The following is a 12373-nucleotide window of genomic DNA, read 5'->3' as shown; positions in this document are numbered from 1 at the left end:
CGGTAAGCGTCACGCTACCGGGGAAATCTTATCTCTGACTCAATCGGCGGGCGATGCGCTCAAGCTTGATCATCAGCAGCAGCGTCACCCCCGCCAGCACGATGGTCAGCGCCGAGCCATCGGCAATATTGCCGCGGTCGGTAAGACTGAAGATGGTGACCGGCAGCGTCGTCCAGCCCGGCGGATAAATCATCACCGTGGCCCCCAGCTCCCCCATCGACAGCGACAGACTTAGCGCCAGCGCGGAGATCATCCACGGCGTCATCAGCGGTAAGGTGACATAACGCAGACGATACCACGGCGAGGCGCCAAGGCTGGAGGCGACGTTTTCAATATCCGGCGAAATACGCGCCAGCCCGGTGGAGACGTTGCTGAAGGTAAATGCCGAAATCAGCACGAAGTGCGCCACCAGTACAATCCAGAAGGTGCCATTCATTCGCAGCGGCCCCTGGCTGAAAGCCACCAGAATCCCTAGCCCCACTGAAACGGAAGGAATCGCACTGGGCAGATAGAACGCCAGCCCGAGATATTTTTGCAGCCGGGCGCTGAACTGACGCAGAGACAGCGCCGCCCACATGCCGCATAACAGGGCGAACAGACTGGCGCAAAAGCCCACCACCAGGCTTGAGAACAGCGAATCCCAGGCCGCGCCGCGAAACGCATTCACGAAGTGTCCGAAGGTAAACCCCGACGGCAGCAGACCGTTCCACTGCTGGCTGAGGCTGGACATCAAAATCACCGCCAGCGGCAGGAAGAAGAACCCGGCAAATAACACTACCGCCAGGGTTCCCGCCGCCGCGCGGCCTTTATGCGACCAAATTAACATCGTTAGCTCCTCACGCCGGTACGCGCAGCCGCCAGCCGGTAGAGCATAAACAGCCCCAGCGACAGCAGAATATTAATCAGCGCAATCATGCAGGCCACGCTGTAATCGGACTCCAGAATGGCCTTGCTGTAGACCATCATCGGCAGGGTATTCACCCCTTTCGCGCCGATAAACAGTACGATGCCGAACTCATTCGTCGTTAACAGCAGACACAGACTGCCCCCCGCCATCAGCGCCGGCAGCGCCACCGGGAAGATAACCTGAGCAATCACCCGCAGCGGATGAGCCCCGAGAATGCTCGCCGCCTCCAGCTGGCTTTTATCAATCTGCCGCAGTCCGGCCATCAGCGGACGCATGACCAGCGGCGTAAATACGGTGATTTCCGCCAGAATCACGCCCTGAATCGAATAGAGAAAATCCACCGGCGGCAGCGCAAAATCGAACAGCGACATCAGCGTGCCGTTCAGCAGACCAGCCGAGCCATAAATAAAGGTGAAGGCGAGGGTGATAAGAAAGGTCGGCAGGGCGATAAAAGTATCAATCACCCGGCTAATCAGCTGGCTACCAGGGAACGGGATAAATACCAGAATCACCGCCATCAGGCTGCCCAGCACCAGACAGCCAAGCGTAGCAAAAACCGCAATTTGCAAAGTATTTAGCAAGGCGCCGATAAAGCGGCGGGACTCCATTACCTGCCAGAACGTCCCGAGGCTCAAATGGCCGCTGGTATCGCGCAACGCCTGTTCGGCGATCAGCAGCAGCGGGTAGAAAAACAGAGTCGCCAGCACCAACAGCGGCAACAGGAGCCACAGGAAGGGACGCAGGTTCGGCAGCGGGCGCGACAGCGTTAACGTCTGCGACATCATGACACCTCAATCAGGACCGCGTCGTCCGGTTCAAAGTAGAGCGCCAGCTTATCGCCCGCGCGCGGCAGCGGATTAACATGCGTCATGACAATACGCACCGATTCGCCGGCCACGTCGCACAATAGATGGGTCAGATCCCCCTGCCAGTGCACTGACGTCAGCGTGGCATGAAGCCGGTTGCTGGCCGCCGAGCGCGGCGCCAGACTCATATGTTGCGGGCGAATGCACAGCAGCTTGTTATTACCATGCTGTCCGCCCTGGCTGAAAGCCTGGAGTAACCCGCCGCCGCAGCTGACGCTGACCAGCCCTGGGCCCGCGCTATCGGTCAGCGCCGTGGCCTGCAGAATATTGGCGCGGCCGAGGAATTCGGCACTGAAGCGGTTAGGCGGATAATGGTAAAGCCGATGCGTTTCTCCATGCGCAATCATTGACCCGTCTTTCATAATGCCAATCTTGTCCGCCAGGGTCAGGGCTTCGGTCTGATCGTGGGTGACGTAGAGAATGGTCAGCTCCGGTAGCTCACGGTGAAGACGGGCAATCTCCTCCACCATGTTATGACGTATTTGCGCATCCAGCGCCGAGAGCGGCTCGTCGAGCAGCAGCACCCGCGGACGCACGGCAATCGCCCGGGCGATGGCGACGCGCTGCTGCTGGCCGCCGGAAAGCTGGTGCGGATAGCGCGTGGCGTAGTCCGCCATCCCGACAATCTTCAGCGCCTCTTGCACTCTGTCGGCAATCAGCGCTTTCGGCTGCTTTTGCGCGCGCAGGCCAAAAGCGACGTTATCTTCCACCTTCATATGCGGGAACAGCGCATAGTTTTGTACCACCATGGCAAGACCGCGCTTGTACGGCGGCAGCCCGGTCACCTCCGTATCACCAATCAAAATGCGTCCACCCGCCGGCTGTACAAACCCGGCAATGGCCCGCAGTACCGTGGTTTTCCCGGACCCAGAGGGGCCAATCAGCGCCAGCACTTCGCCTGGCTCAATGGTCAGCGACAGCGGTTTCAGTACCACGTTGCCGTGGTACGAAACGCGCAGAGAATCGAGGGTTATCCCCGAAGTCCCCGTCATTGACGGGGAGTGGGCAGCAGTCGTTTTCATCAACATCAGGCTTACTCGCTGTCGGTCACTTTATGCCAGCGGGCAATATCCGCCGATAGCGATACGGCCACATCGTCCCAGTTCGGTTGCCAGCTTTTCACGCCGTCGAGCGCCGCTTTTGCCGCCCGATAGTTACTGTCGGTTGGCGTCACATCGCTACGTACCGGCAGGCCCCAGGAGAGCGCGCTGACGCTGCTTTGCGCCTGCTTATCAAGCAGGAAGTTAATCAGCTTTTTACCGTTTTCACTCTGCGGCCCGTTCTGGACCAGACCCACGGTATACGGCAGGGCCAGCGCGCTGCGCTCGCCCTTATCGTCCGCCGGCCAGAAGATTTTCACATTCGGGTTTCGCGCAATTTGCGACAGGTTCATCTGCAGATCGCCGTTCGCCACCAACAGTTCACCTTTATTCACCAACGCGGTCAGCTTGCCGGTAGAGGCGGACGGGCCGACGTTATTGGCCTGCAGTTTCCCGAGATAAGCAAACCCGGCATCTTTGCCGCCGAGGCTGTGAAAGGCTTGTAGCATTACCGCAGTACCGTCACCGGCCTGGCCCGGCGTCGAGTACTGCAGCTTGTTTTTGTAGCGACTGTCCAGCAGTTCCTGCCAGCTGGCCGGGGCGGTTTTCAGCAGTTGGCTGTTGTAGATAAAAGTCAGGTAGTTGTTCACCAGCGGCGAGTAACGGGCATTGGCGCCGGGAATTTGTTCGCTGCCCTGCGGGGTAAATTCAGCCAACAGATTTTCTTTGCTGGCACGCTGGATAAACGGCGGAACGGTTACCAGCACGTCGGCCTGCGGGTTGGTACGCTCCTTCGCCAGCCGCTCAACGATTGCGCCAGAGCCGCCTTCCACATACTGCACTTTGATGCCCGTCGCTTTGGTAAAGGCGTCGAACTGGTTCTGATACCAGCTGTTATCGCCGTCATGCAGGCCATCAGCGGAATAAACGGTGACCACCCCATCGGCCCAAACCGGGGAACTGGTCAGCGCGAAAACGGACAGCAGAGCAAGTCGGGAAAGTTTCATCGTGTAAGCCTCATCGGATGGTGATTTTAAATGGTCTATACCAGATTGATTGTCACGCTACCGGGGATTTATGACAAAACGATGAATGAACGGTGTCGAAAGGATGAAAAGCGCAAGGGGGTAGTCAGGGTAAAAGTCGTGCAGGAATTTCCCCTGGAGGCGGCGCCAGCCGTGCTTTGTCAGGGTGACAAGATGGTGCTGAACGGGGCCCCGGTCAGCATAATGCCCACCTCACAGGGCCAACAAAATCAGTGGGTATCGACTTCGATACGCAGGCTATCGTGGCGCCAGTACTCGATATCGTAATCCAGGATACGCCCATGCTGATCGTAATTCAGACGGCGCAGCAGCAGGGCCGGACGCCCTTCCATCACCCCCAGCGCCTCCGCCGCCTGCGGTGGCATGGAGGTTGGATAGAACGACAAATGCATACTGGTATATATCAGGTCGTAATGGGCCTGATAAATCTCGGTCAGGCTGCCGTTCAGATCGTGGCGCAGCAGCTCCGGCACCCGCGCCGGCAGGCAGTGGTTTTCGCTGTAGCAAATCGCCCGTCCGTCGGCATAGCGCAGGCGCGTCAGGAGATAAACCTGATCGAACGGCTGCAGCGCCAGCGGCGCCATCACATCAAGCGGCACCGCGGCCAACCGACCGTTTAGCAAAACCGTTTTCGGCTCCCGCCCCTGCTCCAGGCACAGCTTATGGAAGTTGGTATTTTGTGTCGGGTCCAGCCACAGACGCTCCGGGGTCACAAACCAACCGCGGCGATCCGCACGATAAATCACGCCGCTGGCTTCCAGCTGCGCCAGGCTCTCGCGCACCGTAATTCGCGTGGTATTGAAAATAGTGCACAGCTCGCGTTCTGACGGCAGTTTATCGCCGCTTTTTAACGCCCCGTTTTCGATACGAGCCTGCAGTTGCGCCTTTATCAGCAGGTATTGCGGCGTTTCGCCAGAGGGTGATTTCATGTTGACTCGCAAGCAGATTTGATAGCGCCATTATACCCATGGAGATGAATTTTTTGTTGCAGCACGATCTTTTCTTTGACCTTTGGCGTCCCTTATCAGCATCATAAAGCCAATCTGGTATAGACCAATGGTGAGATAAATGACTTCACGCAACTACCTGCTGCTGACCCCTGGCCCGCTGACCACCTCCCGTACGGTAAAAGAGGCCATGCTGTTCGATAGCTGTACCTGGGATGATGATTACAATCTCGGCGTCGTACAAACCATTCGCCAGCAGCTGGTACAGCTGGCAACCCCGGCCGAAGGCTACACCTCGGTTCTGCTGCAGGGTAGCGGCAGTTACGCGGTCGAAGCGGTACTCGGTAGCGCAATCGGTCCGCAGGGCAAAGTGCTGATTATCAGCAACGGGGCCTACGGGGCGCGGATGATTGAAATGGCAGAAATGATGGGCGTTGCCTGTCACCCGTATGACTGCGGGGAAGTCGCCCGTCCAGACGTCGCAGCGATCGAACAGATCCTGCAGACGGACCCGGCGATCACTCATATTGCCATGGTCCATAGCGAAACCACTACCGGGATGCTTAACCCCATCGAAGAGGTAGCGGTACTGGCGCAGCGCTATGGTAAACGCTACATCGTTGATGCAATGAGCAGCTTCGGCGGTATTCCGATGGATATCGCCGCGCTGAATATCGATTACCTGATTAGCTCCGCCAACAAATGCATTCAGGGCGTACCGGGTTTCGCCTTTGTGATTGCCCGCGTAAGCGAACTGCAAACCTGTAAAGGCCGCTCGCGCTCGCTGTCTCTGGATCTGTATGCCCAGTGGCGATGCATGGAAGATAACCATGGAAAATGGCGCTTTACCTCCCCCACCCACACCGTGCTGGCTTTTGCCCAGGCGCTGAAAGAGCTGGCCGAAGAGGGCGGTGTGATCGCGCGCCACCAGCGCTATAGCGCCAACCAGCGCCGTCTGGTCGCCGGGATGCGTGCGCTGGGCTTCCAGCCGCTGCTGGACGATAGCCTGCATTCACCGATCATTACCGCGTTTTACTCTCCGGACGCGCCGCAGTACCGCTTCAAGGCGTTCTACCAGAAGCTGAAAGAGCAGGGCTTTGTTATCTATCCGGGCAAAGTCTCGCAGAGCGACTGTTTCCGTATTGGCAATATTGGCGAGGTTTATGACGCCGACATTACCGCCCTGCTGACCGCTATCGACAACGCCATGTACTGGACTCACTGAGGAACCGCCATGAACCGTATTACCGCACTGATCCTTGACTGGGCTGGCACCACCGTGGATTTCGGCTCATTTGCGCCAACGCAAATTTTCGTCGAGGCCTTTCATCAGGCATTTGATGTCGATATCACCCTGGCTGAAGCCCGTGTCCCGATGGGGCTTGGCAAGTGGCAGCATATTGAAGCGCTGGGTAAATTACCCTCCGTGGACGCGCGCTGGCAGGCGAAATTCGGCCGGGCGATGAGCGCTGCCGATATTGACGCGATTTATGCCGCTTTTATGCCGCTGCAAATTGCCAAAGTTGTCGACTTTTCTGCACCGATTGCCGGTGTTGTCGACACAATTTCCGCATTTCGCGCCGAAGGACTGAAGATTGGTTCCTGTTCGGGATACCCGCGCCCGGTAATGGAGAAGCTGGTGCCCGCCGCCGCCGCCCATGGCTATGCGCCGGACTACTGGGTCGCCACCGACGACCTCGCGGCTGGCGGCCGTCCAGGCCCGTGGATGGCGCTGCAAAACGTCGTTGTTCTGGGCATTGATGCCGTCGCTCACTGTGTGAAGGTGGACGATGCCGCCCCCGGGATCACCGAAGGGCTAAACGCCGGCATGTGGAGCGTCGGCCTGGCGGTTTCCGGCAACGAGTTTGGCGCCACCTGGGAAGAATATCAGGCAATGACGACGGAAGAGATAGCCACCCGCCGCGAGATTGCAGCAAGCAAGCTGTATGCCGCAGGGGCGCATTATGTGGTTGATACGCTGGCGGACCTGCCGGGAGTAATTGCCGAGATTAACGCCCGCCTGGCAAAAGGCGAACGCCCATAGATTTCACTACCTTTTCCCGGGCGGGGTCATACGCACCTTGCCCGGGTTGCCCTGCCCGTGAAACGTAGTCCCGACTACACCCGGACTTTGCCAGCCACCAGCAGGCCGGTCAACAGCATCAACGCGCCGGAAATCACCAGCGGCGATAGCAGGCCAAGATGGTCCAGCGCCACGCCCCCCACCGCCGCGCCACAGGTATTGGCCAGCTGAATGACCGCCACCTGGATTGAGCCGGCCTTCTCAGCCTGGTCGGAGAGCGAGCGGGTGATCCACGTTGACCACCCCACCGGAATCAATGCAAATGCAAAGCCCCAGATAACCGCCACCGCCGACGCTATCACCTGGCTTTCTCCCCACAGCACCAGCGTCGTCGCACAAATCGCCAGCAGCAGCGGCGCAACCGTCAGGGCCATTTTCACCGAATGCTTAAGGATCATCGACGACAGCGAGGTACCGATAAAGCTGGCAATACCGAAGCTCAGCAACACCAGCGTCAGGCCATCAACATCAAAACCGGCGAGGGTCATATAGACCGGACGAATATAGGTAAAGAAGGCAAATTGCCCGGCAAAGGCCATAAAAATGGCGCACATCCCGGCCATCACGCCGGGGCGTTTCAGCAGGCCGAACATATTTTGCTGTTGATGCGGCGCTTCGCCGGGTAAAGAGGGCAGCACCTTCAGCACCCAAAGCGTACAGAGTACGCCCATCACCGCCGCCGCATTAAAGACGTTACGCCAGCCGATAACGCCGCCCAGAAAGCTCCCCAACGGCGCGGCAATCACCAGCGCAATCGACACCGCGCCAAAGATAACCGACAGCGCTTTTGGCACCACCCGCATCGGGACAAGGCGCATCGTCAGCGAGGCGGACATCGCCCAGAAGCCGCCCAGCGCCAGCCCGAGACAGGCTCGGCCCACCAGCAGCAGCGCAAAGCTATTGGCGAAAGAGACCAGCAGACAGGATACCGTTAGCAGAACCGAGAAGAGAATCACCACATAGCGGCGATCGGTACTGCGAATCATGGAGGTGATAAACAGGCTGGCGAACATCGCCACAAACGCCGTGGTGGTGACCGACTGGCCGGCCAGCCCTTCAGAAATCCCCAGATCCTGGGCCATCGGCGTCAGCAAACTCACCGGTAAAAACTCAACGGTAATCAGGCAGGCCACGCAGAAGGCCACCGCGAAGACCGCCGACCAGTTTGGCCGCGCATGTTCGCTGGCATGTTGTTTGGCTTCATTCAGAGGAGTCATCAGTTACCTGCAAGGTTGAATGGCGGAAAAGCTGCGCAGTGTAACATTTTGTGTGTGACTAATTTAACGTTTTGACAACTTCAGGCTTGATTATTGTGCGTGAATAAAACCAAGCCCGCCAGTAACGGGCCGCAGCGCGATCAGATATCTGGTGGCCGACAAGGTAATCAGTGCAGCCAGTGCACGCCGTCTTCAGGTAAAAACAGCGCGTTATAGCGCTGCTGCAGGGCGACAATCTCGCTCAGCTCCGGGTCCAGCTCGCGCAGAAATCCTTGTGCCAGACGGATCTGCGCATCGGTAATCGGTGCAGCCAGGCGGGCTTTTTGCATCTGACGGAACCAGTAGTGCAGGTTCTGTTCACTGCTATCCACAATCCCCACCTGCCAGATCAGCAGGACCTGGGCGGCGTTTTGCAGATGCGCCTCATTGGGGCGCTCAAGGTAATGAAGGTACTCATTTCCGGCGGTTTTTCCCAGCTGATCGATCATCGATTCCAGCGGCACCGGGGTAATGGCTAACCGTTCGCTCAGGCGGCGAATAGCACGGCGTGAATCAGAGGTAAGTACCCGAAATCCGACAACAAAAACTACCACCAGCGTGGCCAATCCTAACCAGATCATGCTTCCTCTCATTCTACCGCAGCCCCACTATCATAATGGGAATTTGCCCGCTGTCGACTCCCGGGCATAGCATAATGTGACTTATCGCGGCTGGGGCCAGCCATGATGAGAGCTGGCTGTCTTAAACAGTCGAAAATAGCGGATGTGTATCACGGAAGTCGGTACGAGAAACGGCTCCGCGAGGTGCGACGAATTAAACCAGTTTTGCCGAGAGAGCCTGGCATGCCTCGCGAACCAGAACGGAGTATCGGGGAATACGGTCTTTGGGCATTTGCAGCTCCACGCCGCTGATGCTGACCGCAGCAATTACTTCCCGAGAGCGGTTAAAGACCGGAGCCGCAATACAATAAATGCCCGGCGAATCTTCCGCGTTGTCAAATGCCCACCCTTGCTCACGAATCCTGGCAAACTCCTGCATCAGAAGGGTTTTACTGGTGATAGTCGTAGCGGTAAAGCTCGGAAGCCTCTCTTCCGGTAACAGCTGGTCTATTTTTTCTGCAGGTAGCCAGGCACATAGCGCTTTCCCCACCCCAGAACTGTGCAGAGGCAGCTTTTTACCCACCCAGGTACGAATTCCGATTGGCTGTGTATTCTCAAGTTTCAGTACATAGATCGGCGCAACTTCATCAAGAATACCCAGATGACAGGTCAGATCGGTTTGTTCTCTCAGCTTTTCCAGCACAGGCAGTGCGACGTTGCGAATATCAAACTGCTCCAGCGAGCGGTTTCCCCACTCATAAAGCTTTAGCCCGAGGAAAAAACGACCTTTTTCCAGGCGCAATAGATGGTGATCAACCAACGCATTGAGCAACGAGGACGTGCTGCTTTTCGGTAAGCCCAAATCCTGCTGAATCTGGCTGAATGTAGCGCCGGGCGAATTGAACAGGTAATCACAGATTTTGACTGTCTTATCGAGGGCGGGTACCGGTGTTGTTATATCCTTGTTCATACGCAAATTGATCTTTTGATTCATACACTCCCATCAGTATACCCCATTCTATTCTCTCCGCGATGAGGCTTTTTTGCACAAATCCGTGACCTCCCTGGCTCTACCGGGCATTCCGTTTTAAATACGACACGAGTCACAATTGTTCATTAGTTCTACAAAAACCGTTGACGAAATGCGCGATGTTTTGCTGTACTTGATTCAACATACAGAACACTAGTTCCATATATAGAACAAAGGAGTTAAAATGACAGCCGCATTTAAGGGTGTATTTCCACCGGTACCGACCATTGTCAATGAACAAGGTGAACTCGATCGCCCAGGCATGGCCCGTATGCTGGATCATGTAATAGCTAATGGCGCTGACGGGGTGCTGATTCTTGGCAGCGGCGGGGAGTTTTCCCATTTATCGAACTGCCAACGTAAAGAGATTGCTGAATTTTGTCTCCAGCATATAAAAGGCAGGGTCCCGGTGCTAATGGGTATCGCCTGTGCCGGTACGGCGGAAACCATTGAACTGGGTTTACATGCCCAGCAGCATGGTGCGGATGGCGTACTCGTCGTCAATCCCTATTATGCCAAATTAAGTGACGAAGCGCGTTATACCCATTATAAGCGGGTCGCAGACGCATTAAACACCCCCGTATTTCTCTATAATTTTCCCGAACTGACCGGTCAGGATATTGGCATTGAGGTTATTACGCGTCTGGCCCAGGACGTGCCCAACATCGTTGGTATTAAAGACACCATTGATAACATCAGCCATACCCGCGAAATCATCAATCGGGTACATGCTTTTCGCCCGGATTTCATCATATTTAGCGGTTATGACGAATACATGCTGGATACCCTGCTGTTGGGTGGTCACGGCGGCATTCCCGCGACGTTTAATTTCGCGCCGCAGATTACGCGAGGGATTTACCAGGCCTTCCTTGATGGCGATATGACTGCTGCCAGTCTTTACCAAAAGCAGCTGGCCAGGCTTTCCCCGCTGTATGCCCTTGAACAACCGTTTTTTGGCGTGATTAAAGCGGCAATAAATTTAAGTGGCCTGGATATTTCTACTGCCGTTGTACCACCAGCCCTGCCGCTCAATGCTGAGAAAACGGAGTACGTTAAAAACGTTCTGGCCCGCATTAGCCAATAAATTCTAAGAGAGCAATGTCAATGAACACAAACCCTGTACTCAAACTAAATGATAAAGATGATGTCGTCATCGCCAGACAACCGGTCGCCGCCGGTACCTGGCTTCCTGAAGAACAATTGAAAACCCTCAGCGATATCCCCGCCGGTCATAAAATTGCCATTCGTGATATTGCCGCAGGTGAAGCGGTAAAACGCTACGGACAGATTATCGGGTTTGCTACCCAGTCTATTCGTCGTGGTGAGCATATTCATATGCAAAACCTCGGCATGGGCGATTTTGAGCGCGAGTATGGTTGGGGGGAAGACTGTCATACCCTGCCGCCTGCCGGGCACCAGGATACATTTATGGGCATACGCCGGGCCGATGGACGGGCAGCAACCCGCAACTACATTGGCGTACTGAGCTCAGTTAACTGCAGCGCTACCGTTGTCAAAGCCATTGAAGATCACTTTCGGCTTCATGGTCTCGGCGACTATCCCAACGTGGATGGCGTTGTCGCGCTGCCGCAAAGTTTTGGTTGCGCCATTGGTTCAAAAAGCGAATCGATGGAGGTCATGCGTCGAACCATGGCGGGTTATGCCACTCATGTCAATTTTGCTGGCGTGATCATCATTGGTCTCGGATGTGAATCCAGCCAAATCAAAGACATGATGAACGCCCATGGCTTAAGCGATGGGCCCATGCTGCACAGCTTCACGATTCAGGAGATCGGCGGTACCCGCCATGCTATTGCCAGGGGCATTGAGCTCATCAACGAAATGCTGCCGCAGGCAAACCAGGTACAACGGGAGCCGATTCCAGCAGCAGAAATCATTCTGGCCCTTGAATGTGGGGGGTCAGATAGCTATTCCGGTATCTCTGCCAATCCCGCGCTCGGTTACGCGGTTGATAAACTGGTGCAGCAAGGAGGTACCGCAATTCTCTCGGAAACGTCAGAGATCTATGGTGCTGAACATCTCCTGACCCGCCGCGCCGTCAGTCGTGAAGTCGGTGAAAAACTCATCGCGCGTATTCATTGGTGGGAAGATTATTGTCGCCGTACCGGGAGCGAGATGAACAATAACCCCTCAGCGGGTAATAAAGTTGGTGGACTGACCACCATCCTGGAAAAATCGCTTGGGGGAATTGCTAAGGCAGGAACCACAAATTTAACCGCTGTTTATGAATATGCCGAACCGGTAACGGAAAAAGGATTCGTATTTATGGATACTCCCGGGTATGACCCCATTGCGGTCACCGGGCAAATTGCCGGAGGCGCAAACCTGCTGTGCTTCACGACTGGCCGCGGTTCTGCGTTTGGCTCTAAACCCACCCCAAGCCTGAAACTCGCCACCAACAACGCCTTATGGCAACGCCAGCAGGAAGATATGGATATTAATTGCGGCACCATTGTTGAAGGTGAAGAGACAATTGCACAGGTCGGTGAACGTTTATATCAAATGATCCTTGAAATGGCATCCGGGAAAAAAACAAAAAGCGAAGAGTTTGGTTATGGTAGCCAGGAGTTTGTTCCCTGGACTATCGGTTCCATTATGTAAGTTACCCTGATAATTA

General features: G+C 55.9%; 12 protein-coding genes. 4 read left to right on the top strand and 8 right to left on the bottom strand.

Annotation, left to right across the window (positions count from 1 at the left end):
* Positions 1-28: 28 nt before the first annotated feature.
* From phnV to phnR, 5 genes are all read right to left on the bottom strand, one after another.
* Entirely contained in the window at positions 29-826 is a 798-nt protein-coding gene (gene phnV, locus GRPL_RS20805) for a 2-aminoethylphosphonate ABC transport system, membrane component PhnV (RefSeq protein WP_032698504.1), read from the bottom strand.
* 2 nt (positions 827-828) lie between these two features.
* Positions 829-1689 carry a 2-aminoethylphosphonate ABC transporter permease subunit gene (gene phnU, locus GRPL_RS20810; protein ID WP_032698503.1) on the bottom strand — a complete coding sequence of 287 codons (861 nt, stop codon included), beginning with the start codon at positions 1687-1689 and terminating at the stop codon, positions 829-831.
* Positions 1689-2801 (bottom strand): 2-aminoethylphosphonate ABC transport system ATP-binding subunit PhnT, encoded by a 1113-nt coding sequence (phnT, locus tag GRPL_RS20815; protein ID WP_032690202.1) that lies wholly within the window; start codon positions 2799-2801, stop codon positions 1689-1691. Before phnT ends, phnU begins: the two co-directional genes overlap by 1 nt.
* A 5-nt stretch (positions 2802-2806) precedes the next feature.
* Entirely contained in the window at positions 2807-3820 is a 1014-nt protein-coding gene (phnS, locus tag GRPL_RS20820; protein WP_032697047.1) for a 2-aminoethylphosphonate ABC transporter substrate-binding protein, read from the bottom strand.
* Between the two features lie 248 nt (positions 3821-4068).
* The gene (gene phnR, locus GRPL_RS20825; RefSeq protein ID WP_032690200.1) at positions 4069-4788 is read right to left on the bottom strand and encodes a phosphonate utilization transcriptional regulator PhnR; all 720 of its coding nucleotides are present in this window, start codon (positions 4786-4788) and stop codon (positions 4069-4071) included.
* 139 nt (positions 4789-4927) lie between these two features.
* Between phnR and phnW the strand changes: the two genes are divergently transcribed.
* A complete protein-coding gene (phnW, locus tag GRPL_RS20830) occupies positions 4928-6031 on the top strand; it encodes a 2-aminoethylphosphonate--pyruvate transaminase (RefSeq protein ID WP_032698501.1) in 1104 nt (367 codons plus the stop codon).
* A gap of 9 nt (positions 6032-6040) precedes the next feature.
* Entirely contained in the window at positions 6041-6850 is an 810-nt protein-coding gene (gene phnX, locus GRPL_RS20835) for a phosphonoacetaldehyde hydrolase (RefSeq protein ID WP_032698499.1), read from the top strand.
* A gap of 74 nt (positions 6851-6924) precedes the next feature.
* On the opposite strand, the gene nepI is transcribed toward phnX, so the two are convergent.
* From nepI to GRPL_RS20850, 3 genes are all read right to left on the bottom strand, one after another.
* Positions 6925-8106 carry a purine ribonucleoside efflux pump NepI gene (gene nepI, locus GRPL_RS20840; RefSeq protein ID WP_032690197.1) on the bottom strand — a complete coding sequence of 394 codons (1182 nt, stop codon included), beginning with the start codon at positions 8104-8106 and terminating at the stop codon, positions 6925-6927.
* A 167-nt stretch (positions 8107-8273) separates the two neighbouring features.
* Positions 8274-8726, bottom strand: coding sequence for a DUF1198 family protein (locus tag GRPL_RS20845; RefSeq protein WP_032690196.1), 453 nt, complete (start codon positions 8724-8726; stop codon positions 8274-8276).
* Between the two features lie 193 nt (positions 8727-8919).
* Entirely contained in the window at positions 8920-9675 is a 756-nt protein-coding gene (locus GRPL_RS20850) for an IclR family transcriptional regulator (RefSeq protein WP_032690495.1), read from the bottom strand.
* A 244-nt stretch (positions 9676-9919) separates the two neighbouring features.
* Here GRPL_RS20850 and GRPL_RS20855 point away from each other — a divergent pair, with 244 nt between their 5' ends.
* Complete coding sequence (locus GRPL_RS20855; RefSeq protein WP_032698498.1) at positions 9920-10819, top strand: dihydrodipicolinate synthase family protein; 900 nt, start codon at positions 9920-9922, stop codon at positions 10817-10819.
* A gap of 20 nt (positions 10820-10839) precedes the next feature.
* The gene (locus GRPL_RS20860) at positions 10840-12357 is read left to right on the top strand and encodes a UxaA family hydrolase (RefSeq protein ID WP_032690194.1); all 1518 of its coding nucleotides are present in this window, start codon (positions 10840-10842) and stop codon (positions 12355-12357) included.
* The last annotated feature ends 16 nt before the right edge of the window (positions 12358-12373 follow it).

Origin of the sequence: Klebsiella planticola ATCC 33531 (genome assembly GCF_000735435.1) — a bacterium.
GTDB classification, from domain to species: Bacteria; Pseudomonadota; Gammaproteobacteria; order Enterobacterales; family Enterobacteriaceae; genus Klebsiella; species Klebsiella planticola.
The sequence above is the reverse complement of the archived record's forward strand: the minus strand, read 5'-3'. Positions and strand labels throughout refer to the sequence as shown.

Bases quoted from the DNA above. Each gene is read 5' to 3' on its own strand.
- phnV (WP_032698504.1), bottom strand. From the start codon at position 826: ATGTTAATTTGGTCGCATAAAGGCCGCGCGGCGGCGGGAACCCTGGCG.
- phnR (WP_032690200.1), bottom strand. From the start codon at position 4,788: ATGAAATCACCCTCTGGCGAAACGCCGCAATACCTGCTGATAAAGGCG.
- phnU (WP_032698503.1), bottom strand. From the start codon at position 1,689: ATGTCGCAGACGTTAACGCTGTCGCGCCCGCTGCCGAACCTGCGTCCC.
- phnT (WP_032690202.1), bottom strand. From the start codon at position 2,801: ATGTTGATGAAAACGACTGCTGCCCACTCCCCGTCAATGACGGGGACT.
- GRPL_RS20860 (WP_032690194.1), top strand. From the start codon at position 10,840: ATGAACACAAACCCTGTACTCAAACTAAATGATAAAGATGATGTCGTC.
- nepI (WP_032690197.1), bottom strand. From the start codon at position 8,106: ATGACTCCTCTGAATGAAGCCAAACAACATGCCAGCGAACATGCGCGG.
- GRPL_RS20855 (WP_032698498.1), top strand. From the start codon at position 9,920: ATGACAGCCGCATTTAAGGGTGTATTTCCACCGGTACCGACCATTGTC.
- phnX (WP_032698499.1), top strand. From the start codon at position 6,041: ATGAACCGTATTACCGCACTGATCCTTGACTGGGCTGGCACCACCGTG.
- GRPL_RS20850 (WP_032690495.1), bottom strand. From the start codon at position 9,675: ATGAACAAGGATATAACAACACCGGTACCCGCCCTCGATAAGACAGTC.
- phnS (WP_032697047.1), bottom strand. From the start codon at position 3,820: ATGAAACTTTCCCGACTTGCTCTGCTGTCCGTTTTCGCGCTGACCAGT.
- phnW (WP_032698501.1), top strand. From the start codon at position 4,928: ATGACTTCACGCAACTACCTGCTGCTGACCCCTGGCCCGCTGACCACC.
- GRPL_RS20845 (WP_032690196.1), bottom strand. From the start codon at position 8,726: ATGATCTGGTTAGGATTGGCCACGCTGGTGGTAGTTTTTGTTGTCGGA.